This window comes from Algoriphagus sp., from assembly GCF_030694375.1.
GTDB lineage: Bacteria > Bacteroidota > Bacteroidia > Cytophagales > Cyclobacteriaceae > Algoriphagus.
On the sequence record NZ_JAUXYL010000026.1, the window covers coordinates 216,055 to 241,377 of the forward strand.

Annotated in this window: 15 protein-coding genes; 9 read left to right on the forward strand and 6 right to left on the reverse strand. The window is 44.7% G+C overall.

The window, feature by feature from the left end; translation table 11 throughout:
* Positions 1-1,014 (reverse strand): tRNA (adenosine(37)-N6)-threonylcarbamoyltransferase complex transferase subunit TsaD, encoded by a 1,014-nt coding sequence (tsaD, locus tag Q8M62_RS10365; protein ID WP_304902644.1) that lies wholly within the window; start codon positions 1,012-1,014, stop codon positions 1-3.
* Between the two features lie 29 nt (positions 1,015-1,043).
* Here tsaD and Q8M62_RS10370 point away from each other — a divergent pair, with 29 nt between their 5' ends.
* Genes Q8M62_RS10370 through Q8M62_RS10385 form a run of 4 tightly spaced genes read left to right on the forward strand, consistent with a single transcriptional unit; the run spans position 1,044 to position 8,743 of the window.
* A complete protein-coding gene (locus Q8M62_RS10370; protein WP_304902645.1) occupies positions 1,044-5,618 on the forward strand; it encodes a translocation/assembly module TamB domain-containing protein in 4,575 nt (1,524 codons plus the stop codon).
* A gap of 42 nt (positions 5,619-5,660) precedes the next feature.
* On the forward strand, positions 5,661-6,959 hold the full coding sequence (locus Q8M62_RS10375) for a deoxyribodipyrimidine photo-lyase (protein ID WP_304902646.1): 1,299 nt from the start codon (positions 5,661-5,663) through the stop codon (positions 6,957-6,959).
* Complete coding sequence (locus Q8M62_RS10380) at positions 6,956-7,906, forward strand: DUF2027 domain-containing protein (RefSeq protein ID WP_304902647.1); 951 nt, start codon at positions 6,956-6,958, stop codon at positions 7,904-7,906. Before Q8M62_RS10375 ends, Q8M62_RS10380 begins: the two co-directional genes overlap by 4 nt.
* A 3-nt stretch (positions 7,907-7,909) precedes the next feature.
* Complete coding sequence (locus Q8M62_RS10385) at positions 7,910-8,743, forward strand: hypothetical protein (protein ID WP_304902648.1); 834 nt, start codon at positions 7,910-7,912, stop codon at positions 8,741-8,743.
* Position 8,744: 1 nt separating this feature from the next.
* Here the strand turns inward: Q8M62_RS10385 and Q8M62_RS10390 are convergent, their stop codons facing one another.
* A complete protein-coding gene (locus Q8M62_RS10390; protein ID WP_304902649.1) occupies positions 8,745-9,890 on the reverse strand; it encodes a cystathionine gamma-synthase in 1,146 nt (381 codons plus the stop codon).
* Positions 9,891-10,018: 128 nt separating this feature from the next.
* Here Q8M62_RS10390 and Q8M62_RS10395 point away from each other — a divergent pair, with 128 nt between their 5' ends.
* Complete coding sequence (locus Q8M62_RS10395; RefSeq protein WP_304902650.1) at positions 10,019-10,714, forward strand: VTT domain-containing protein; 696 nt, start codon at positions 10,019-10,021, stop codon at positions 10,712-10,714.
* On the opposite strand, the gene Q8M62_RS10400 is transcribed toward Q8M62_RS10395, so the two are convergent.
* Positions 10,711-15,735 carry a C25 family cysteine peptidase gene (locus tag Q8M62_RS10400; RefSeq protein ID WP_304902651.1) on the reverse strand — a complete coding sequence of 1,675 codons (5,025 nt, stop codon included), beginning with the start codon at positions 15,733-15,735 and terminating at the stop codon, positions 10,711-10,713. The two genes, Q8M62_RS10395 and Q8M62_RS10400, sit on opposite strands and share 4 nt — an antisense overlap.
* Entirely contained in the window at positions 15,732-16,850 is a 1,119-nt protein-coding gene (locus tag Q8M62_RS10405) for a PorV/PorQ family protein (RefSeq protein ID WP_304902652.1), read from the reverse strand. The genes Q8M62_RS10400 and Q8M62_RS10405 overlap by 4 nt, the downstream gene beginning before the upstream one ends.
* Positions 16,851-17,220: 370 nt before the next feature.
* Between Q8M62_RS10405 and Q8M62_RS10410 the strand changes: the two genes are divergently transcribed.
* From Q8M62_RS10410 to Q8M62_RS10425, 4 genes are all read left to right on the forward strand, one after another.
* On the forward strand, positions 17,221-17,550 hold the full coding sequence (locus Q8M62_RS10410) for a PadR family transcriptional regulator (protein WP_092728902.1): 330 nt from the start codon (positions 17,221-17,223) through the stop codon (positions 17,548-17,550).
* 30 nt (positions 17,551-17,580) lie between these two features.
* Positions 17,581-19,536, forward strand: coding sequence for a PspC domain-containing protein (locus tag Q8M62_RS10415; RefSeq protein ID WP_304902653.1), 1,956 nt, complete (start codon positions 17,581-17,583; stop codon positions 19,534-19,536).
* A 74-nt stretch (positions 19,537-19,610) separates the two neighbouring features.
* Positions 19,611-21,011 carry an MBL fold metallo-hydrolase RNA specificity domain-containing protein gene (locus Q8M62_RS10420; protein WP_304902654.1) on the forward strand — a complete coding sequence of 467 codons (1,401 nt, stop codon included), beginning with the start codon at positions 19,611-19,613 and terminating at the stop codon, positions 21,009-21,011.
* A gap of 438 nt (positions 21,012-21,449) precedes the next feature.
* Positions 21,450-21,914, forward strand: a complete 465-nt coding sequence (locus Q8M62_RS10425; RefSeq protein WP_304902655.1) for a carboxypeptidase regulatory-like domain-containing protein — start codon at positions 21,450-21,452, stop codon at positions 21,912-21,914.
* A gap of 165 nt (positions 21,915-22,079) precedes the next feature.
* On the opposite strand, the gene Q8M62_RS10430 is transcribed toward Q8M62_RS10425, so the two are convergent.
* Positions 22,080-24,617 (reverse strand): ATP-dependent Clp protease ATP-binding subunit, encoded by a 2,538-nt coding sequence (locus tag Q8M62_RS10430; protein WP_304902656.1) that lies wholly within the window; start codon positions 24,615-24,617, stop codon positions 22,080-22,082.
* Positions 24,618-24,697: 80 nt separating this feature from the next.
* Complete coding sequence (locus Q8M62_RS10435; protein ID WP_304902657.1) at positions 24,698-25,321, reverse strand: WbqC family protein; 624 nt, start codon at positions 25,319-25,321, stop codon at positions 24,698-24,700.
* Positions 25,322-25,323 lie beyond the last annotated feature (2 nt).

The window sequence follows — 25,323 nt, forward strand, 5'->3', positions numbered from 1 at the left end:
TCAGAGTTTCATTTTGGCCAAAGGTGTCACGTCGAGTCCGACGAATTCGCCTTTGAGGTATTTGTAGTGTGCTGCCATGGCAATCATGGCGGCGTTGTCCGTACAGTATTCGAATTTTGGGACGTAGAGGTTCCAGCCTTTTCTCCGGGCGAGTTCTGCCAAGGTTTCCCGCAAACCTGAATTTGCGGATACACCACCTGCAATCGCAATTTCTTTGACTCCATACAGCTTGGCCGCTTCCTTGAGTTTGATCAGGAGCATTTCGATCAGCGTGTATTGGATGCTTGCGCAAAGGTCCGGAAGGTTTTCGGAAATAAAGTTCGGGTTCTCTTTGAGCTGATCTCTGAGAAAATAAAGCACGGCAGTTTTTATTCCTGAAAAAGAATAATTCAATCCCGGCATTCGGGTCACGGGAAATTTGAACGCTTTGGGATTTCCCTCCTTCGCATACCGATCGATCAAAGGACCTCCTGGATAAGGCAATCCGAGGAGTTTGGCCGTCTTGTCAAAAGCCTCACCGACGGCATCATCCTGCGTCTCGCCGATGACTTCCATTTTCAGGTAATCTTTGACCAATACCAGCTGGGTATGCCCTCCACTCACAGTAAGGCAGATAAACGGAAAGACCGGCTTGGGATCATCGATAAAATGCGCCAAAATATGCGCCTGCATGTGGTTGATATCAATCAAAGGAATCTTCAAGGCTGTCGCAAATGCCTTGGCAAAACTCACGCCCACCAAGAGCGAACCCATCAATCCGGGGCCGCGGGTAAATGCCACTGCCGATAATTGTTCTTTGGAAATGCCGGAAGATAAAATGGCCTCCTGAATCACAGGAATAAGGTTTTCCTGATGCGCTCTCGAGGCTAACTCGGGAACTACTCCCCCGTATTTTTCGTGTACGGATTGCGTTGCGACAATATTATTGAGTACTTTGCCATTTACTATAATGGACGCTGAAGTCTCGTCGCACGATGATTCAATTGCTAGTATAGAAATATCCTTGTTACCCATTGGAAAAGAACTCGAAAGTTACGGATTTTTTGCACAAAGCTTTCCGGGTAATCCTTTGGCTTGTCTTTTCGACTACTCTTTTGCTGATTTTTATTGGACTGGCGCTACAAGTCACGAGTGTCCAAAATTGGTTGATCGACAAGGTCACCACCTACCTTAATAAAAACTCCAATTTTCAAACTGAAATCGGCCGAATCCGGATATCCTGGTGGGATGCTTTGGAAATGGAAAATGTTTCTATCCGTGATCACAAAGACAGCCTGATGCTTGGCGCAGATAAGGCTTACGCTGATTTCTCCCTTCTTTCCTTAATTCCTCCGGGGGATTTTGTGGTGGATGCGGTTCGACTAGAACGTGCAGAATTAAATTTCTACACCCATCAGGGAGATTCGACTTTGAATATCAATCGCTGGATCACCGAGCTGGGATCCATATTTGGTTCGGTTGACACCACCGCAAAAGTTCCGGTTAACTTCTCGATTACTTCTATCGAATTGAGGCAGGCGAAGTTTTCATTGGTCAATTTCAATGCAGAACCTGTCAGCTCCGGGTTTGATTACACCAAGATCCGGTTTAGGGACATCACTGCCAATGCAGACAATTTCCGAATGAAAAAGGGAGTAATCGGGATTGATATCAAACTCTTAAGTGGAATTGAACAAACCTCGGGAGTAAGAATTCATGAGTTAAAGACCAACTTGACCTATGCTCCCACATACCTTGAACTGGACAAGCTAAGCCTGAAATCAGAAGGGAGTCATATCAAAAATTACCTTCGGATGGATCTCATTGGTCCGGATGGGTTTTCGGATTTCCTCCATCAAGTGAAGCTGAATGCGCGATTGGATGAAACCAAAATCAGGCTCAGCGAACTTCGGATTTTCGCTCCCTCCTTACCGGAGTTTGAAGATGAAATATTCCTGAGCGGGGAGTTAATCGGACCTGTTTCAGATATTAAATCCAAAGAATTTTTGATTCGACTGGGACAGAAAACCGCCATTTTCGGAGCTCTGGAATTGGACGGATTGCCGGATATCAATAAGACTTACCTCAACCTTTCCCTCAAAAATTCTGTCATTTCTGCAAGAGATCTCGCGCCCTATCTTACGCCTCAACTCGAAAAGGAAGTCAACAAATTCAACCTGATCCGGTTGGATGCGGATTTTGCAGGACTTATCACCCGCTTTACTACGAATGGAAATTTTCGAACCAGCATAGGCAATATATCAGGGCGGGTAAATTACGATTTGGTCAATGGGGTACCATCCATAGTTTCCAGGGTAAGAATCCAGAACCTCGACATGGGGATTTTGGCAGGAGACCGAGAATTATTCCAAAAGGTAAGTCTGGACGGCAATGTGAACCTTAAAGGGAATTCATTGGAAAACATCTTGATTGACCTCAATGCCAATATTTCACAGATTGGACTGAATAATTATAATTTCACCAACATTCGAACGGATGCTACTTATGGTTTGAATTTGTTTAGAGGAAATTTGGCTATTGACGACCCCAACCTCAAAGGGCAGGCAAAAGGTTATGTTAACCTGAATGAGTCTGTGGATTCGGTAAGGATGTTGGTCCAGATTGACACCGCATTTTTAGATAAGATTAATTTGGTGGAAAAACCAACTTTCATCAGTGGCAAATTGGACATTGATACCAAGGGCATCAAATTGGACGATATTCAGGGGATTGGCAGGTTTTCTGACATCAAAGTGGGTTACGAAGAACGCTTTCTGGATGTAGGTGATTTCTTTTTTCAGTCGCTTTTTGCAGGAGGCACGCGAACGCTTTCAATCAACTCGGATTACCTCGTGGCGGCAGCCTCGGGACAATTTAACCTGGACCAGATGTCCCGTGACTTGGACATACTCAGCCGGCAGTATATCTCAATCCTCCTGAATGAAGAACAACCCATCGCCAGCCTAGAGGAAAATTTTTCAGAAACCTACAATTTGGACCTCAACGTGCGGCTTCATGATGTAAACCCTTTGATCCAGCTCTTTCAGCCCAATATTTCCATTTCCAAAAACACCATTCTCGAAGGGGCTTTCTATCAAACCCCTGAAAACACCATATTCAATTTCTTCACCAGTATTGATACCCTTTCCTACCAAGGAAACTCCGCTTTTGGGGTAAACATCGACTTTAATACTTCCAAAATCATCAACAGCGCTGATATCTTAGCCTCATTTTACGTGTATTCCAAGGAACAAAAAGTTGGCACCGCACTTGGATTTGAAAACTTGGGACTAGAGGCGATTTGGGATCAAAACAACTTGGGCATCCAGTTCAGCCTCGACCAATTAACCACGCAAAGTAAGGCCAGAATTTCTGCTGAGACTAAATTCTCTGTCTTGGGAACGGAAATACATTTCCAACCCTCATTACTGAAAGTCTTGGATAGGGATTGGAATTTTGACCCGGAAAATCAGATCCTGATTTCCGAAGGAAATATTGATTTCAAAAAACTTCGTGTCCTCAAAGACGGGCAGTTTATCGGCGTCGACGGTCGCATCAGTCAAGACCCTGAGGAAATTCTTGATTTGTTTTTCGAAAATGTTGAATTAGACATTCTGAATACCATCACCACGCTGGAATTTCTGGGCTCAGCCAACGGATCTTTTCAATTGAAAAATCTTTTAGATCAACCGCGCTTCGAAGGTGAAATGTCTATCGATAAGGCAGAGATCAACCGATTCCCGATAGGGAACATCTTTGCTTCTGCAAAACTTCAAGACAATGAATTGATTCTTGATCTCGAAAATGAAATCAACGGTCAAAAGAAAATTGACATCAATGGAATCCTTGGTCTGGAATTTCAAAATCTTGATCTTGACGCTGTCCTCACAGAGGCAAACTTGGTGATTCTTGAACCATTTCTTTCCAATTACATTTCCAATCTGGATGGTACAGTAAGCGGAAACCTTCAAATCAGAGGCACAGTAGATTCCCCGGAGGTTTTGGGAAGCGGTAGAATCGACCGGGGAAAAATTAGGGTAAACTTTCTCAATACCAGCTATATCCTAGACGGAAGTATTCTTTTCCAACCCAAGCAGGTCAGCTTCAAAGATTTGATTTTTAGAGATTTGAACGGAAATCGGGCAACATTCACCGGTGGACTCAACCATACTGGATTTAACAACATCTTTCTGGATATAAACTCCACGCTGAGCAATTTCCAGGTATTAAATACGACCGCAAGAGACAATGAAGTCTTTTACGGAACTGCCTTCGCCACGGGAACCTTGTCCATTCGCGGCAGCACTACCAATCTGGATGTCACCGCCAGAGCTACCACTCAGCCTAATACACGAATCTACATCCCTCTCACCAGCAGCAATTCGCAATATCAGGAGGAGTTTATCCAGATCATCAACATTCAGGACACCGTGCGGATCAATCAATTGGCAACAGATATCAATAGGCTGGATATTGAAAATGTGAGGATGAACTTCATTCTGGATATCACTCCGGATGCTTTTGCCCAAATCATCATTGACCCGAAAACCGAAGAAAGCCTGGAAGCCCGAGGGCGCGGAATCCTGACCATGAACATCGATACCCAGGGCAATTTTAACCTCACGGGTAATTATGAAATCACGCAGGGGCAGTACAATTTCTCACTTTACAATGTCGTCAAACGGGAATTCGCCATACAGCCCGGAGGAAGGATTACGTGGTTTGGTGATCCGTATCAGGGAGTCATGAATCTCAAGGCTGTGTATGAGGAAAATATATCGCTCCAGCCCCTACTTTCTTCTTCATCAGCATCCGAAAACAGCCAAATGCGGCGACGCTATCCGCTTAAAGTTTTGATGGACCTGCAGGGAGAACTGCTTTCACCAAATATCAAGTTTGGGTTTGACTTCGGCCAATTCCCATCAAGCGGAGACGTGCAGACTACCATATCGGCCTTCCAGGGTAGGGTGGCAGCGGATGAACAGGAGATGAACCGGCAGGTATTCTCAGTCATCATGACACGAAATTTCTCTCCGGAGGGGCAGTTTTCGGGAGTAGCTACTATTTCCTCAAGTTTGGGAAACCTGCTTTCCTCACAACTGAACAGCTTTTTGGGACAAGTGGACAAAAATCTCGAAGTCAATATTGATCTCGCTACCCTGGACCAAAACACGCTGGAAAATTTTCAGTTAAGTGTCGCTTATACCTTTTTGGATGGCAGGCTAAGAGTCTCCCGGGACGGCGGATTTACAGATAATCAGGGGAATGCCAGTGCCGCTTCCATCATCGGGGACTGGCAGGCCGAATACTTACTCACCGGGGACGGGGTATATCGACTCCGAATTTTCAACCGAAATAATTACAATACCTTCACTTCACTTTCCCTAACTCAAAACGTCCTTACTTACGGTGCCTCCATCACTCAAAATGTGTCCTTCAACTCATTCTCTGAGCTGTTCAAAAAGTTAACCGGCAGAAATTCCGAGAAACTAAATATCATCGATTCCGATGATTTTCTCAGGGAAGAATACCAGGATGAAGAAAATTGGAAGCCCTTGAATCTGGAAGATATTCCACCGAGAAAAGACCCTCCTCTTCCAGAAAGGAAAGTGATTATCCCTTCAAAAGAAGATTTTTAAAACATTTCTTGGGATAGTACACTTTCCTTCAAAAAAGAACTTATGGAAAAAATAACCTTGTTTTGGTTTCGCAGAGACCTTCGATTGGAAGATAATACCGGGCTTTTTTACGCACTTCAGCAAGAAAAAAACATCCTACCGCTCTTTCTTTTTGATCGGAATATTCTGGATCGACTGGAGGACAAGGCAGACGCAAGAGTGGAATTTATCCATTCCCAACTTTTGGAAATCAAAACTAAACTGGAGCAGAAAGGCAGTTCCCTACTGATTAAATACGGCAAGCCGGAGGATATTTACCTCGAGCTTTTGCAGGAGTTTGACATTCAGTCCGTTTATACCAATCGGGATTACGAGCCCTACGCCAAGGAAAGAGATGCTAAAGTGGAAAGCCTCCTGAAAGAAAAAGGAGTTACTTTTTTGAGTTTTAAAGATCAGGTAATCTTCGAGCCGGGGGAAATTCTGAATGGTTCGGGAGAGTTTTATAAAGTGTTCACGCCATTTTCCCGCAATTGGCTGGAGAAGTACAAAAGCACAAAAGTGCAGACACTGGATGCTCCCAACTGGAAAAACCTTTACTCCATTTCTCCATTGGATATGATTTCTTTAGCGGAAATGGGATTTGAGAAAACCAGCATCAGTATCCCTCCAAAAGTAACGGACGAGGACCTGATCAGTCATTACGATAAGACCCGGAATTTTCCGGCACAAAATGGCACCACAAGACTTGGAATCCATCTGCGTTTTGGAACCATCTCTGTACGGAAATTGGCACAGGTTGCCGCTCGGTTGAATGAAACATACCTCAACGAATTGATCTGGCGGGAATTTTATATGATGATTTTGGCTTATAACCCGCAAGTGACAGAGCGGGCATTCAAGCCATCCTATGATCACATTCCCTGGAGAAACAATGAAATGGAATTTCAGGCTTGGTGTGAGGGCCTGACAGGCTACCCCATAGTAGATGCGGGGATGCGTGAACTCAATACCACAGGCTACATGCATAATCGAGTCCGCATGGTGGTGGCTTCGTTTCTTACCAAGCATCTGCTGATCGACTGGAGGTGGGGTGAGGCCTATTTTGCCAAAAAGCTCCTGGACTTCGATCTCTCTGCCAACAATGGGGGCTGGCAATGGGCGGCAGGCACCGGCACAGATGCACAGCCCTACTTTCGGGTATTCAATCCTGATTCCCAGACCGAGAAATTTGACAAGGACCTGAAGTATATCAAAAAATGGATTCCTGAAATAGGAACAGATAAGTACCCAAAACCCATTGTAGATCATAAATTTGCAAGGGTAAGAGCAATAGACACCTACAAACAAGCCCTCAATCCATGAACATCGGAGACAAAGTAAGATTACTGCACGGAACAGAAGAAGGAATCATACGCAAAATCTCCTCAAGTGGCCGACTCGAAATAGAAATAGAGGACGGCTTTCTTATTCCGGCCATGAAATCCGAAGTAGTCATTGTAGCAGAGGCAGAAAAAAATTATTTCGGTGAAAATGCAGGAGTCACCAAAGAATCCGAGGCTCCACTTCCGATTTCAGCACCAAAAGATCAGGGACTTTACCTGGCTTTCCTCCCGATCAATGATCAAAACCTGAGTCTCTATCTCATCAATGACAGCCATCAACCCTACCTTGCCCACAGCTCGGAGGTATATGGAAGCAATCACCGGACACTTTTTGCCGGAACGTTAAATCCCGGAGAGAGTAAAAAAATTGATGACCGCCTGATGAAGGAAATGGACGAATGGCCGGCATTTTTGATCCGCTTCATCCCTATCCAAAACAGATTGGAAAAGGCTATTCCTGCCTTTGAGCGACAGCTCAAAATGAAGGCGACGCAGTTTTTCAAGCATCTGAGCAAAGCACCGATCTTGGGAAAAAGTGTCTACCTCTTTGCCATGGAGCAGACGACCAAAGAACTGGACATCCGAAGTCTGAATGCTGAACTGAACCAAATCACGCCAAAACCGGAACAAACCAAAGCCCTAAAACCTGCCCGATCCATCGACCTGCACATCGAAGAGCTTCATTCGGATCCGGATAAGCTCAGCAATTCTGAAAAGATGCGCCTCCAACTTGAAGCCTTTGAGAAAAATCTCAATCAGGCCTTGGCCTCAGGTATGGATGAGATCACTTTCATTCATGGCTTGGGGAATGGGGTGCTTAGAAAAGAAATTCACAAGCGCCTCAGCCAATTAGGAAATATTAAGTACTTTCAGGACACCCAGAAAGACCAATGGGGTTACGGGGCCACATTGGTTCGAATTTCCTAATCCATGCAAGTCAAAACTTCTCCAGTTTTTCTGATTTTTGAACAGCAACACCAGGAAGCTAAAATCCTTTTTTTGGCCCTTGGTAAGCAGATTAAGTCAAAGAAAGCAATCGAGTTGCAGACCAAACTCGAATTTTTGGAACTCTTTACCGAATTGATGGAAAAGATCCACTTCGAAAATCAAAGCCTGAGCAATGAACTTTTTCTACCTTTCAAACCCCTGAAAAAGTCACTACGCAAAACCCATCATCTGAAACTGGTCGAGCGAAACCTCAAGTCAAAAGAAGAAAAATCTGGTCTCCAATTCGATAGCTACAGGGATTACCTTTTGATCCAAAAAAAGAAAATTCAAAAAGAAGCTTTCGATCTGGTAGTGGGCAGCACCCTGAAAACCTGGGATGATTTTAGGGAAAATGCCCAAAAGTCCAGCCGTGGGATCAAACCTCTAACCATTAATACCGCAATCAATCAGCTCTTTCAGGACGAGCTGATATTCCTGCACCGTGAACTCAAAGCTCCGATCAGCAGTCAAGGTTTCCGCGATTTGTTTGAAAGCCTACGCAAAATAATCATGTTGGAAAACCTGCTTATTCAACTTGGCTTCAACCCCATTTTTGTCTCCTCAATCCATGAGGAAATCGCCCAAGTCAAAGACAATCTAAAACCTTGGTATTCCAACCATTTGGCATTTCAAACACTTTCAGGGTTCCTTGCAGAGAAGACCAGTATATCCAAAAAGTACATGGATTGGATCAAAGAACTCAAGGAAGAAAAGAAAAGCCTGTCTTCCGAAATCGAAAAACAGGCTTTTGTCCTACTCAAAAAAGTATTGATATAAATTAAATTTTGGCCAAGGCCTGCAAAATGTCATTTTTCAGATCTTCGGCATCCTCCACGCCAACACTCAATCGGATCAAGGAATCTACCAAGCCGACTTTTTCTCTTTCCTCCTTTGGTATCGAGGCATGCGTCATGGAGGCAGGATGACCGCATAGGGATTCTACCCCTCCTAAAGACTCCGCAAGGGCAAATAACTCAAGATTTTCCATCACCGTCTTGGCATCTTCGATCCGGTTTCCCTTCAGGGTAAAAGAAATCATCCCCCCAAAGTCTCGCATTTGTCTTTTGGCTACTTGGTGATTTGGGTGATCTTCAAATCCAGGCCAATAGACTTTTTCCACTTTTGGGTGATTTTTAAGATAGGCTGCGATCGTCTTTCCATTCTGACAGTGGCGCTCCATTCTCAGGTGAAGGGTCTTAATTCCTCGCAATACCAAAAAGCAATCTTGCGGTCCGGGAGTCGCCCCGCAGGCATTTTGCAAAAAAACCAACCGGGACGCAAGCTCATCATCATTCACCACCAAGGCACCCATCACTACGTCTGAATGTCCTCCGAGATACTTGGTGACGGAGTGCATAACAATGTCTGCACCGAAGTCGAGCGGGTTTTGAAGGTATGGAGAGGCAAATGTATTATCCACTGCCAAGAGCAAATTGTGTTTTTTGGAAAATGCAGCCACAGCCTCCAAATCAATAATATTCATCATCGGATTGGTAGGAGTCTCCACCCATACCATTTTGGTATTCTCATTCACATAGGAAGAAAGTGAGGCCGGGTCGGACATCGGCACGAAGTGGAACTTAATCCCATACCGCTCGAAAACTTTGGTGAAAAGCCGATAGGTCCCGCCGTAAAGGTCATTGGTGGAAATGATTTCATCTCCGGGATTGAACAATTTCACCACCGAATCAATCGCCCCGAGACCGGAGGAAAAGCAGATTCCATGCTTCCCGTTTTCCAAAGCAGCTAAGCTATTTTGAAGCGCTGTACGGGTAGGGTTGTGTGTACGGCTGTACTCGTAGCCCTGATGATCTCCGGGAGATTTTTGGACATAAGTCGATGTCTGATAGATCGGAGTCATGATGGCCCCCGTAGAGGGGTCAGGGCTTACGCCGGCATGAATGGCTTTGGTACCAAATTTCATTATTCTTTGAGTTTATATTCTTGACGTAGAGAATTTATGGGGAGCGGGTGATTTTCGGTGAAAATCCGATTTTGCGTGCTAAACTTGCCGGGGAATTCCTAAAAAGAACCCTCATTAGCCCGTCAAAGATGACAAAAAAGGACAGTATTTTCAAAACTTTAAGAGAGTACTTTAGGGATCACCCAAGCGCTGCATTTGGGTGGCTTTGGGTGATGGTAATGCCGGCAATCGGAAGTTTGGTCTTAGTGTCAAATGCCGGCCTTACCGGAAATTTTCCACTTGATCTGGTATTTCATCACATCCTTTTTACTGGATTGATCGCTCTTTTACTCGGATTTGCCCTTTTACCTACCACGCTCACCGCCCTTGCAACCGGTTATTTTTTCGGTTGGATCGGCTTTCCGGGATTATTCCTTGGTTACTTATTCGCTAATGTGATCGGGTATGCGCTCGGAAAAGTACTGAACACTAATTTTCTTGGTCTGCTTTACCAACGGAAACCTGAAATAAGACAAGCGATTGAAAGCAGAATTGAACGCCCGCAAAGTCTGATATTTTTTATTCGAATCAGTCCGGTTATCCCTTTTGCGATTTCCAATTTCCTTTTTGCTTCGCTAAAAATCGATCTGAAAAAAGTCCTGCTTTTCGGGATTCCTGGTATGCTTCCCCGGACCCTGATCGCTTTTGGAACTGGCCTTTTGGCAAGCTCTTTTATGGATGCAAAAAAAGCCATGAATGATCCCATCCAATTGGGAATTCTGGCTTTCTTGTTTTTGGTTAGTTTTTGGGGACTTTATCGCAGTTGGAAAACTTCCAAGGCCTAGCGAAGCAAATACATTTTGCCGTAGCCTTTGGTGAATCCCCGATCTCCCGCAGTCGGTCGATGCTCCATAAACTGCCCATTCTTACGAATCAAAACCCGATAAATGTAAACGCCATTGGCCAGCTGATCACCAAACTCATCTTTTCCGTCCCAAGCATATTCGGTGATGTTGTTGCCTATACGGATAGGCCCCAATTCATTTTGAAGAATTTCTCTGACGACTTTGCCGGTGACGGTCATAATTTGAATTTTGATCTCATCAGGAATCTCCGCACCCGTCAAGGTAAAGACAAAGCGGACTGAAGTACTGAATGGATTTGGGTACGGATAGAAGTTGGTGATCTGAGACTCATTGACTACCTCGAATGTAATCTCATAGGGTTGAGGAGAATCCTCATTGGTGATCCTCAAGGTATAAAGTCCGTCTTCAAGCGGCCCCGGAATAAATGAAACTCTAAAACTTTCGCTCGCCGAAGCAGGTGACCAAGTAAGATTTGGATTGGAGAAATTGACTTTGGCAAACTGACAACCCTCACAGTTCTTCTTCAGGAATATTTCCATCCCCAAGGTATCCCTCTTATAAAGTAGAGTCTGATCATTTTTAAGAAGCGCTGTGACCATGACATTTGGTGACACTAAATCCCCATCCATGATATAAATCCCATCAAAATTCACATCCAAAAGTGAGGTGGAATTATCTCCTTCGACTACAAATGCTACCCCCAGGTCAATCATGTTATTTCGGAAGGTCTGCTCCCGCTGAATTCTTGGGTTGGCAAATACTTCCAATTCGGTCTCTCCCGCTCTGCCGATACTGTTAAATTCTACAGTAAATTCAAACTGCTCGCCGGCTTTCAGCGCAGGGAATTTTTTGGTAAAGTTTTCCGATTTTTTGGTGGTTATATTGGTCATTTTCCAATCCACCTGAATTGAATCCGAAAAGTTATACAGGGAGATATTTTTGAAAATAAAATCAATTTTGGCGCTCTGCCCTTCTCTTAGGCGGATTCGATCTCCGGGATTTTTCTCCAAAAGAACCCCCTCAGGCACTCCTTCGAAATTGACCTGCCACTTATCCAGCTGGGCGGGCTTTGTAGATTTCTCATCTTTCATCGAATACCTCAGCCGCAGATAAGGGTAGCTAAGCGGATTGATGAAAGAGAGATCGATTTCTTTATCCAAGGTATTTTCCACCAACACCCGTTGCTGGCCATCTTCAGCTACTCCAAGGATATCAAAGCGGGTAAACTCCTCCTCATTGATCCAGTTTCTGGCATTTACATTTTGGAAAAATCGCTCCCAAGATGATGCTGGGCCAATTCTCGGAGAGAGGATCACGCCATTGGTGAAATAGCCTTCAAGGGCTGTTGTAAAGCTGAGAGTCTGCTTGGAGGCAGGTTGGGTGAAATTTGGGTTGCCGACGATCTCAATAGATTCGCCTGCCCGCATTCCTTTTCGTCCATAGAGGATGTACGGATCACCGGTTTTCAGTGCTCTGAGTGTGGCTTCATTTGCCCCAAATGCTCTCAAACTTTGATAGGCTCGATCAGGCCAAGCATCAAAATTGACACTCCCAACCGTGAAAATGACGACATAATCACCCTCTTTCACCCCTCTGACATAATCCTGCAGGATGGTATTCCCCGGAGTTGTAATCCAGGCATTTTGGATACTTTGGATCATTTGAGGCACCCTACCGCAAGCTCTGGAATCAAGGATATCAAATCCCGGCACAGGGACCGCTAGGTATGGAAGCAAGGTTTTTTGATCGATCGCCACTAATCCGATCGATCCATTGGGACAAAGTCGGCTGTTGGCATTGTTGACGTTGTCGATGATCTGCGGGATATTGTCAAGATAAAATTGCGTGTTTCTAAAATTGAGCGAATCGACACCTGAGCCTACCGTGAACACTTCAATACTTGATTTCTGTTGGACATACTGCCATGACTTCCTCGCCTGGTCCAACTCCAGATTTTCCAGCTGACTTTGATCGAGCTGATCTTCCACTCGCTGTGTCCAGCCGTTTCCTGTATTCGGGATAAATGAAAAACTGGAATTTGTCCAAGCATCTGTTTCTCCCACTTTTGGATCTTGGTAGCGGGATCTCCAATAGTAGGTGGTGGAATCATTTCCCGCCAACAAGCTGACAGGCCACTCCACAAGCCCCGAGGTAGTCGATCGGATTTCCTTTCTGAAAGCTGAATTGAAGTTAATCGTCGTATCCATTTGAACGATCAGGGTTCTGCTTTCCGTCAGCTTTCCCGGTGCCTGAGTGATCAGCTTGAGCTCCTTTTGGTTGACAATCCCAAAATCGGTCGGAAACAAATTGACTGTGCCACTCAAAGGAATGAATGCGGTGTATGTGATGACATTATTGGCAAACGTCATCTCCGGGACAGTGCGCTCGGTATTTAACGCGATGGTAAACTGATTCTCCCCTGCGGCATCCAGGAGGAAGTTTGGAATAGAAAAAACGACTGTATCAGATCTGGAGATCGAGGAGATTTTGACCGGATCAAAGCTTAGCATCGTCCCATCGGGAAGTCTTCTGTCAATTTTGAAATTCAGGGAATCCGGATTGACAATTCCGAGATTTCTGACCAAGAAAGAAAGTTTTAGGCTATCCGAAATTGCAGAAAGGGGAGAGTCGTCAAAAGTACCTAAACTTACTTCCTCCACTTTGAGGGCGTAGTCGGCTTTATTGGCAGGGAAAATCCGTATTGCAGGATCTCCGAGCATAACCATCTGCTCCATGTGAGAGTAGTTGAGCGGGTTGGTGCCATAGAGGTTAATAAAGTTCTTTTCTGCCTCCATTTTCACTTCACCGATGGTTCGGTAGATGAGCGTGCTGTCTGCAAACGCTGATGAGTAAAACAAATCGGAATACCTTCTCAAGTACACGTCCACGCCGATTGAGGTATTTGCCATAACAATTGCCCCACCTTTATTCGGTGTGATAATCCAATCTTCCCCTTGTGTATACACGGTAGAATATGCACTTCCATAGTCACAGCCATTGAAAAGCATAATAGGATACTTCCCTTTGTTGGCATAGCCTAAGGTGGGGTCAGAGGCAAACCCAATCTCAATATCAATGATGGTCGGTGCACCATGGCCAAAGAAGGTCAACATGGATCGCCCTTCATTGAGATCCCCTGAGATATCGATCACTTCCACTACTGAATTGGACCGTTTACGATAGGTCGTCACCTTTCCTCCCAAAAATGGCCCCTCAGCCAGGGCTTTAAAACCATTCAAAAAACTGAAATAGCGCTCCAATTCAAATTCAGAGACTCCTCCACTGAGGTGGATCAATTCTTTTTGCCAGGGCTCGCTCACTCCCACCTGATCTTTTTCGATTGCTTTGTCCAGGTAATCGGAGAGTTGCTGCGCGTTTTTGCCTGGGATCCTGCCTACTGCCATTGCGGGAACCTCAGGATTTTCGGCATCTAAGCCTAAGACATACACATTGTCAGAAAAGGGATACCCTCCCACAGGTACCAGATCCTGGAAGGCAAAGGCCTCCGGAGATTTCCTGTAGAAAACGTTCTGATTATTGAGTCTACCCTGGGAAAAAACAGCAATTGATCTTGCAGCCAACAACATATGCGTTGGCTTATGGACAGGATAGTAGGCTCTCAGAAATTCGTACAGGGCAACCGGAGATTTTTCCCCATATCCAAACTGATCATAGAGCTCCTCCATTCTCACAGTAAGCGTATCAAATCCACCCCCTAAGGCAGAGGCACGATGCTGGGCATACATTTTTAATGGATTGGCATATTTTGAACTTGCCTTTTCCAATTCCCTATGACCTACAATGATGTAATTCGAGGCTTGGGTCAGGTAATTTCGAAATTTTACTTTTTGCATGGTCCCCACAGCGATCACAGTTCCCTCAGGCTGAATCCAGATTTTACTGGATTGGCCGGGTACTGCGGCGGTGAAACTCATGGCTGTGCCGACTTTGGATACCTGTACTTTTTGGGGGTTGTGAAGATCAGTCACATCTACAGCGACATAATTATTTTGGACCTGATTGATCACTGCCCGCTGACTTCCCGGAGGAAAGATCATTTGACGGGGCCCAAAATCTCCAGCTTGAATAGGTTTCCTATACGTAATTTTGGCGTATGCAATCGAAACATTATCCACAGATTGTGGCCCCTGAGGCAGGACTTTCACAATCAAAGAGCCATTTGCATTAAAATCGCTCATCTGCAAATCCAAACTGAGCTGAGGGTATTCAAAGCCGGTAAAACTGGCTTGGGTCAACGTGCGCTGAGTCCCTGTGAGCGGACCGGCACTGATCGTAACCAGATGGGGGTTTTCAGACCTTCCTACCAATCCGATTTCCAGTTTGGCAGTTCCTGAGTTACTAATGGTCCCCAAGCCGGAAAACGGCATATCCCTTGCTGCCCCTTTGGTAATCTGGACTCCCATCCATCCTTGGCCAATGTCATAGCTCGAAAGTCTAAATCCTAGCGTATAGGCTCTTCCCAAGGAATATTGATCCGAAAAGACTTGGAGCTGTTCTGTTTCGAAACCGGAAACAAGAGGGAGGTTTGAAGCAGGCACTGGTCTTTGACTCATCCGTTTTCCGGGTGTACCCGGAGTGACAGTGAGGAAAAATGCCGTGGTATCAGTATAGGTATTGTAATATGGATTTGGGATAGTAGAAAACTTGGTGTAGAGTTTTTTGTCCAGCTCGGCATCGTTTCGTATCCCATAAAAATCAATAAAGTCTTGCGGATCCAGTTTGCCGTCACCTTCTCCTTCCACATGGATTGCTACTTCTTTTCCCCGGTGAAAAACCCGGATCATCCGAGGATCCAAGTTGGAGGTATTGAGTCCCGAAGCTTGAAGTGAATTGGCTGAAATCCGATAAATTCCGTCTTGAGCCGTCGGAATCTTGTAGTAGGTCAAGGAGTAGTCATACCATACAGGTTCCTGAGCTTTCACAGATGTCAAAGCAAAAATCAAAATCAAACTGGTCAGCAAAGTCTTTATGAGTCTCATCTTTCCCAAGATTTAAATTTCCTGAAGTCTGAAGAAATCTTCTCCAAACTCACCTTTACACTGAAAATATGGGAATAAGGACTCTCCGAAACGTCTCCCAAATCTGAAAGGGCATAATCAATCTGAAACCGCTCACTTAGAATGACACCTATGCCTGCTGCCGGCAGAAAGTTTAACGATTCATTTCCCTGAAAATCTTTGATGTATTGAAAATTGCTGACACCGCCCCGGACAAATACCAGCTGTTTGAAGCCCAGTTCCAGACCAAATTTTGGATCAATGCTGAATGCAGAAGATGAAATCACGGTATTTCGAGCCCCGTCAAATGTGGTTTCCAGATCCAATGCAGTCAATAAATTGAATTTTTCACCAAGTTTCCAATCATACGCGATACTGGCGATTGCCTTGGGAAGAGTGATTTCAACTGTATTTAAGGGCACTTCATTATTGGTTTGCGCATAGACTTCGCGAACCAATTCCGCATTATGAGTCCAGGCATTATAAGTGGTAGTAATATCCCGGACCATGAGTCCGATGGTCATGCGCTTTTGGATGTAAAGTCCTCCCAGGTCCAACCCAAAACCCCATGCCTGTGCAAACTTCCCCACGTTCCGATGAACGACCTTTGCATTTGCCCCCAACTTAATCTTATCTGAAATGTCCCTTGCAAAACTGAGAAGCAGGGCATAATCCGCAGCATTGAAAAACTGGATATTGTTGTAATTAAGTGCGCCATTGGCATCGTAAAGAAATCGCGTATCGGGGATATCATCCACGCCAAAGCGGATCAAAGAAACTGCTACTTGGTTTTGATTCCCTATCGGGGTGCTAAACCCCAAATAATCATATTGGGCAATCCCTGCAAAGTATTCCGCGTGCATCAGGGAAAATTCATACTGGTGCCGGATACCGGTAAGTGCAGCAGGATTCCAATACGCAGCAGTCACATCCCGAACCGCCCCGACTTGCGCCCCGCCCATTCCCAAGGCTCTTGCCCCAACTCCGATGCTTAGAAATTCATTGGAATATTTGGGGGTCAGGCTCTGAGAAAAGACTTCCCCTGCCCAAAAGACCTGAAAACAAAACAAACAAGTAGCGCATAAAAATTTCACCATATTCAATTTCACAAGCCCAAAATAATTCAATTTAAAAAACTCCGAACTAGCCTAGGTGTTTTTAATTCAATCAATTGCACTGAAATGTACACCATCGGACACTTTAATGTCACATTGCTGAACATATTATTTGATTTGGATATCAGAAATCTAAGGTGTCGAAAAAACACAAGAATTTTTTCAAATAAATAAAATATCAACTGAGTCCATTTTGAAGGCCCTTTTTAGAAAGTGTAGTATCCCCGGTTGATAGTTTTAACAAGGAATCAGGTTATACAAGGTAGCTTGGAAAAGATTGGTATCATTTTTCTTTGAAGACTGGTAATAGAAAGGAAAAATATTCTCCGAAAGGATACCTAATCACCATACCATGAACGTCGCCAACACACAGATTCAAATGCGCAAAGGACTCCTGGAGTTTTGCGTGTTGCACATCATCTCACGGGGCGAGGTCTATACTTCAGATCTGATCGAAGAGCTGACTCAAGCTCAGATGATCGTGGTCGAGGGAACCCTCTACCCCCTGCTCAATCGGCTGAAATCTGCCGAACTTGTCACTTATCGCTGGGTCGAATCCGAATCCGGGCCACCTCGAAAATATTACTTGATCACCGAAGAAGGAAAAAAATTCCTGCTCACCCTCTCGGAAACCTGGACTTCATTGGTCAATTCTACAACTGAAATCATGGCTAAGAATTGATCCTGAAGCAACCCTAAAAACAGAATTAAAATGAAAAAGACGATAAGCATCAACATCAGCGGCATCCTTTTCCACATCGAAGAAGACGGCTACGACACCTTGCGAAAGTACCTGGATGCAATCAACAGGCACTTTTCAAGCTATAAAGACAATCAGGAAATCATCTCTGACATCGAAAACAGAATTGCGGAAATTTTCCTGAGCAATCTGAAAAATAACAAACAGGTCATCACCGCTGAAAATGTCGATAAACTCATTGAAAAGATGGGTACCATCGCTGACTTCACGGCAGTGGAAGAAGAAAAGGAGGAGCCTGTCGAAGAAAATTCCCATAGAGAGGAAGACTTCTATAAGTATGTAACCCCTCCAGGCAGCGAACCAGGCGGCTACAAAAAACTCAAGCGACTGGAAAACAAGAAAATTCTTGGCGGCGTGTGTGCCGGAATCGCCAACTATTTGGCTGTAGATCCCCTATGGATCAGGCTGATCGCTATTCTGCTTTTATTCAGCGGCAACCTCAATTTGAAATTTGGCATTTTTGACATCCTCCCTTTTGACAACTTCCGGTTCAATCTGGGCTTTGGCTTTTTCGCCATAGTCGCCTACATCGTCTTGTGGGTCATCTTACCGGTTTCTTATGAGCTGATGGAAGACAGCAAAATCAAAAAGCTCTTTAGAAACCCCGACGACAAGGTTTTGGGAGGAGTGTCCAGTGGTTTGGCAGCCTATTTTGGGGTAGAGGTTCTTTATGTAAGACTTGCATTTGTGTTATTGGCCTTTGCAGGAGGATCGGGGATTTTGATTTACCTGATTCTCTGGATCATCACACCGGTGGCAAGTTCAATCACAGAGCGGATCAAAATGAAAGGTGGAGAAATCACGCTGGACAGCATTGACTCCACGATCAAGGAGAGTATCAATCCTGTTCCACCGCAGCCTGAGTCCCAAGCCAGAAAAATTCTGATGGCACCTTTCCGGGTTTTAGGAAAAGTAATAGACGCTCTGGGATCAGCCTTGGGCCCTTTGGGGACATTTATCGGAACGGTCATTCGAATCATCTTTGGCTTGATCATTTTCTTCATTGGGCTTTCCTTGACCATAGCTCCTCTCGCAGCATTGGCCGCATACTTCGGGATCTCAGACTCTGATTACAGAGCCTTGATAGAAAATTTCCCGGTGGAATTGTTCACAGATATGGTTCCACTCTGGCTGGTCATCTCCAGCATGGGATTGATCATCATTCCGGGTATCATCATACTCTTGCTAGGCCTAAGTGTGCTGGCGCAAAAGAATCTCATCGGAGCGAGATTTGGTTTGGTAGCATTGGGATTGTGGCTGCTTTGTGTTGGAATTTCTCTTTTCCAGATTCCAAAAATTGTAGCACAGTTTAAGGAAGACAATTGGTATAAAACTGAAAGCCAACTTTCTGTCACACCCGGCACCTTGATCCTCAAGCTGAATGAGGCGGAAGATGATCCTACCTTTAACCATGTCAACCTCAAAATCGAAGGCAAAGCAGATTCCTTGGTCACCCTTAAAGAAGAATATTTCTCAAGGGGCCGAACCAAGTCCGAGGCTTTGGCCAATGCGCAGGGTTTTAAGTACTCCTATGCAGTGATGGATTCTGTGGTGATTTTCGACGAAGGATTTGACATCAGCAGTTTGGATCAGTTCAGAGACCAAAAGGTAAACCTGACACTTCAGATTCCATATGAGCGCCCATTCATTATGGAGCGGTCACTTCTTGACATTCTCAGAAACACCATTTACACCAATGGATACCGCTCCTCAGACGTAAGATCCACGACAGTTTGGGTCTTCAATGAAGCCGGTCTGGTTTGCCTTACCTGCGGGAGAAAAGACAATAGCACCGAAGATTGGGATAGGGAAGAAAAGGATAAAATACAACTGGACTCTCTGAGCAAGGCTAAAATTGACAGTGCAACCCGGGCAAAATTTGCTGATGCATTCTTTATGAAAGATTAACTTAATTGAAGGTATAAATAAGAAAGAGGCGCCATTAGGTGCCTCTTTTTTTGTACCTTCTAAACAAAAAAGAAATGGACGTTACTGCAAGATTTTTGGGCGGCTCCGGAGCTGTTACCGGTTCTAAATATCTTATCGACTTGGGAGATTTTGAATTCTTGGTGGATTGTGGGCTTTTTCAAGGACGTAAGGAACTCAGAGAACGAAACTGGGACAAATTTCCCACACCGGTGGACGAGTTGGATTGTGTCATATTGACCCATGCTCACCTGGACCACATTGGCTATCTGCCCCGATTGGTGAAGCAGGGATTCAGAGGACCAATTTATTGCACGGAAGCCAGTGAAGAATTGGCGAAAATTCTTCTTTTGGATTCAGGTAAGCTACAGGAGGAAGAAGCCGAGTTTGCCCGTAAGAAAGGCTACTCCCGCCATGAAGATCCGCAGCCCCTATACACCATAGAAGATGCCGAAGCCGTCTTTCCGATGCTTACTCCCAAGCCTTTTGATCGGGCCTTTTCGATTCACCCCGGAGTCGATGTGACCTTCTTCCATGCAGGGCATATTCTCGGAGCTTCCATCGTCAAAGTGGTCTTAAAAGGTGAATCTCAAACCAAAAAACTGGTCTTTTCCGGAGACTTGGGGAGATATCATGACCCCTTACTTTTCCCTCCAACACGTATTCCCAAAGGAGATATTGTTTGGATGGAATCGACCTATGGAGATCGAAACGCCCCTCCTACCAAGCCTGAGGAAGAGCTTGCCCGCGCAATTAGGGACACGTTCGACAGAGTTGGTTTGGTGATTATTCCAGCCTTTGCCGTTGGCAGGACTCAACTCATACTGTATCACCTTTACCAATTGATGAAAAAGGGTAAAATCCCCAAAGTGCCGATTTTTCTGGATAGTCCTATGGCCATCGATACAACCAAGCTTTACTTGGATTTCCATACCGACCATCGCCTCTCAGCTATGATTGAGGAGGAACATGAGCATGCGTATAAGCATCCTCAACTCCATTATTATCAAAAACGGGAGCAGTCCATGTCTTTGAACGAGTTTAAGGGTCGGGCTATCATTATATCAGCAAGTGGAATGGCAACAGGAGGACGTGTACTCCACCATCTTTTTCATCACTTGCCGCATGAAAAAAACGGAGTAATCATAGCAGGATTTCAGGCCGAAGGAACCCGCGGAAGAAGGTTACTCAATGGAGAGCCTACTGTCAGAATCTATGGAAATGAGGTCCCCGTCAAAGCGAAAATCTATCCAATTGAAGGGCTATCCGCTCATGCCGATCAATCCGAATTAATGGATTGGGCTGAGGGATTTTGTGAGAAGCCCAAAATGGTATTTATTGTGCATGGAGAGCAGCTTAGCGCTGAGACTTTAGCCCAGAAATTAAAGGATGAATTAGACTGGAACACCATAGTCCCACAATATTTGGAATCATTTGTGCTGTTCGAGGGAATTTAAGGAGTCACTAGGGGATAAGGTTTTCCGGGATGGAATTTGCTTTCCATAAGCGAAAGGAGTAAGAAGGCCGGAGCCGGAAGGTGTCTTATTCCTGCGTTTCAATCTTAACCCTTGACAATTTAAAGCTGCCTAAGGTTATGGATATTCACACTTATTAGATATTGGAATGAAATCGAGCCTGTCTGCTACAGGCAGGCCTGCCTGTAGCAGACAGGCATGACTAAAAAGTCACACACTGGGATGATTATTCTCTATGCGAGATTCCCTGTCCGAATACAGGTGGGCATATGGCCTTTGAAAAACAAATTATAAACAGATGAAATCGAGCCTGCCTGAGGTGACACACAGAGAGATGCCCCGAGCTATCGGGGAATCCATGCGAGATTCCCTGTCCGAATACAGGCGGGCATCTGACCTATTAAAACAAATTTTAAACAGATGAAAAGATTTTTGTTTTTAGCCTCGCTTCTTTCTGCCGGATTTCTGTTTCTGAGCTGCAAACCCCTAAAACCTGAAGGTCAGGGGATCACCGGCACAGTCACTTGGATAGAAGGGAATCAAATGCCCATGATTACAGAAAGTGGAAAAGCAGCTCCCAAAACGACTCCTAAACCTATAAAAAGGACAATAAGAATTTATCCATTGACTAAATTCTCTGACTTAAAAATGGAAGATGGTCTATTCACTGCTATAGCTTCAAAACCAATCACCGAGGTAGAATCCGACAAGCAGGGAAAATATTCCATTCAACTCAGTCCGGGAAGGTATTCAGTTTTCATTGTGGAAGAGAATGGCCTCTTTGCGAATATCTTCGACGGGGAAGGAAATGTGCAGCCTGTGACGGTCAAGGAAAACGAATGGACACTTTTGGATGTGGAGGTTAATTACAAGGCGGTGTATTGAAAAATGGAATTTGGTTAAAGCCCGATCGCGGAATTAATTTTCAAGGAATGGGCAAAAGCCACAATCCTATTTACAGGAGAACCAAAAAATATCCCTGACAAGGGCACAAAAAAAGCTCCGGAATTCATATCCGGAGCTTTTTGATTTTATTTTTCCCGCTGAATATTACTCGGCAGCTTTTTCTTTCTTCTTAACCGAAATCGTGAGTTCGGAACCTTCCCCGGAATAGTCCGCGGTAATCACATCCCCTTCAGAAAGGTCACCTTTTAGAATCTCTTCTGCGATGGCATCTTCCAGGTATTTTTGGATCGCCCGGTTCAATGGACGGGCACCGTACTGTTGATCATAGCCCTTCTCAGCAAGGAAGTCCTTGGCTTTGTCAGTCAACTCAATCTTATATCCCAGATCGGTAATTCTTCTGAAGAGTTTACCCAAGCTGATGTCAATGATCTTGAAGATATGCTCTTTGGTAAGGGAATTGAATACCACTACATCATCCAGACGGTTTAAGAATTCAGGACTGAATGCTTTCTTCAACGCAGATTGAATCGTCGACTTCATGATATCATCAATGCCCTCAGATTTTGCTTTGCTTGCGAAACCGATACCGGCACCAAAATCTTTCAAATCACGAACTCCAATATTCGAAGTCATGATGATGATGGTGTTTCGGAAATCCACTCTTCTTCCCAATCCGTCGGTCAGAATACCATCGTCCAGCACCTGAAGGAGGATATTAAATACATCCGGATGCGCTTTTTCGATTTCGTCAAGCAATACTACTGAATACGGCTTTCTTCTGACTTTTTCAGTCAACTGACCCCCTTCTTCATAGCCAACATAGCCTGGAGGCGCTCCTACCAATCGGGACACGGAGAATTTCTCCATATATTCCGACATGTCGATCCGAATCAGTGCATCGTCTTTGTCGAAGAGATAGGTAGCAAGCATTTTTGCCAGCTCAGTTTTTCCAACGCCTGTAGGACCAAGGAAAATAAAAGAGCCGATTGGCTTTTTGGGATCTTTCAGACCTACTCGTGTGCGCTGGATCGCTTTAGTCAATTTCTTGATCGCTTCTTCCTGACCGATTACCTTTCCACCCAATTCCACATTCATGTTGAGCAATTTAGCCCCTTCATTCTGTGCAATCCGCTTGGCAGGAATCCCGGTCATCATGGCAATGACTTCAGCTACGTTGTCTTCCTCAACAACAAAACGCTTAGACTTACTTTCATCTTCCCAGCGATTTTTCGCTGTCTCCAATTGCTCCAGGAGTTTCTTTTCCTTGTCGCGCAACTGAGCTGCTTCTTCGTATTTCTGCGATTTAACTACTCTATTTTTTTCAATCTTGATATTCTCTACTTCCGCTTCCAGCTTCAAAATATCTTCAGGGACGTGAATGTTGTTGATGTGAACTCTCGCGCCTGCCTCATCCAAGATATCGATCGCCTTATCGGGAAGGAATCGATCAGAAATATACCGATCAGACAACTTCACGCAAGCCGCAATTGCCTCAGGCGTATAGATCACATTGTGGTGATCTTCGTATTTATCCTTAATGTTTTCAAGAATCTGAATGGTCTCTTCGGGAGAAGTCGCATCCACCATCACCATTTGGAATCGACGGGCCAATGCACCGTCTTTCTCAATGTACTGACGGTATTCATCCAAAGTGGTGGCACCGATACATTGTATTTCTCCACGTGCCAAAGCAGGTTTAAACATGTTGGATGCATCCAGCGAACCGGAGGCTCCACCTGCACCAACGATGGTGTGTAACTCGTCAATGAAAAGGATCACGCTTGGAGATTTTTCAAGCTCGTTCATGACGGCTTTCATTCGCTCCTCAAATTGCCCTCTATATTTTGTCCCGGCCACCAAGGAGGCCAAGTCCAAAGTCACCACACGCTTATTGAAAAGCACTCGGGAGACTTTTTTCTGAACTATTCTGAGCGCTAAACCTTCAGCGATGGCTGTTTTACCGACACCCGGCTCGCCGATTAGGATCGGATTGTTTTTCTTTCTTCTGGAAAGAATCTGAGCTACTCGCTCAATTTCTTTTTCACGGCCGATGATAGGATCCAACTTATCATCTTCAGCCATTTTGGTCAGGTCACGACCGAAATTGTCTAAAACAGGAGTTCGGGATTTTTCAGCACCAGGCTTGGCCTGACTGCCTGATCCACTCCCGGATGACCCAAAGAGCTTGGACCCATCGTCATCCCCATCTTCCGCTTCTGCTTTAGCTCTCGGAGCGGTGCCCGCGTCTGATTGCATCTCTAACATGTCTTTGACAGAATCATAGTTCACTTCAAATTTATTAAGGATTTGAGTGGCAATATTGTCTTCATCTCTTAGGATGGAAAGAAGCAAATGTTCAGTTCCTATCAGTTGGCTTTTGAAAATTTTAGCTTCCAGGTAAGTGATTTTCAGGACCTTCTCCGACTGACGGGTCAGTGGAATATTGGCCATGTTTTTCACATTGTGATTTGCGGTGCCTTTTACAGCCCGTTCGATTGCATTGCGAAGCTCATCCAGAGGAACGCCCAATTTTTTAAGAATGGAAACAGCAACACCTTCTCCTTCTCGAATCATCCCAAGCAAGAGGTGCTCTGTGCCAATGTAATCATGTCCCAACCGCAGTGCTTCCTCGCGGCTAAGTGAGATCACCTCTTTGACTCTATTTGAAAATTTCGCTTCCATTTAAATCCTTTCTGATTGTATAATAAACCTTACGTATGTTACCGAATTTGTTTTAAAAACACAATCCTTTTAACGATTGTTCAATGTTTTTTTATCGAATCCCTCAGGATATGGTCTGACTCAGGACCTACACAAAACAACAAATCCAGAATGCTGAGGTTAGGCTCAAAGTCTAAGCCAAAAAGCTGGGTATAGGGACGGGGGGAGTAATAATTTCTATCCAAAAAGGGCCTTCCAGGCACTATCTGAGCTCTTATGTCTATCACATCTGAGGGAATTTGCTCTCCGTTAAACACAGTAAGTTTGGCAGGCCATCGGAGGAGTTTAAGACACATTGTCAGCAGACTCAAATTAAAATCCCATAGATTTTCCTCTGCGGATTCAAAGATCCCCTCAAAATAAGGGAAATAGAATTCAAAAAAAGGTGCTTTGCCATAGCCACTTTGGAGTCCACGCAGGTGCACCGCTTGCCAATTTTGAGTGTGGTCGATCTTGATTTGATCCATTGGCAGCCTCGGGCGGCGGCCCTGAATCGGAATACTCAGTGTCTCCACTTTGTTTGCAAGTCGAATTTTTGTCCGATTGAGATAGGATTGCCTCTGGTAGCGATCTTTTGGAAAAAGCAAAATTTCCTCTGCATCTGCCACTGCGGCGAAGAATTCGAGAGAGGGTAAAAAGTGAAGATCAGTTGCTACTCGATTCAAGG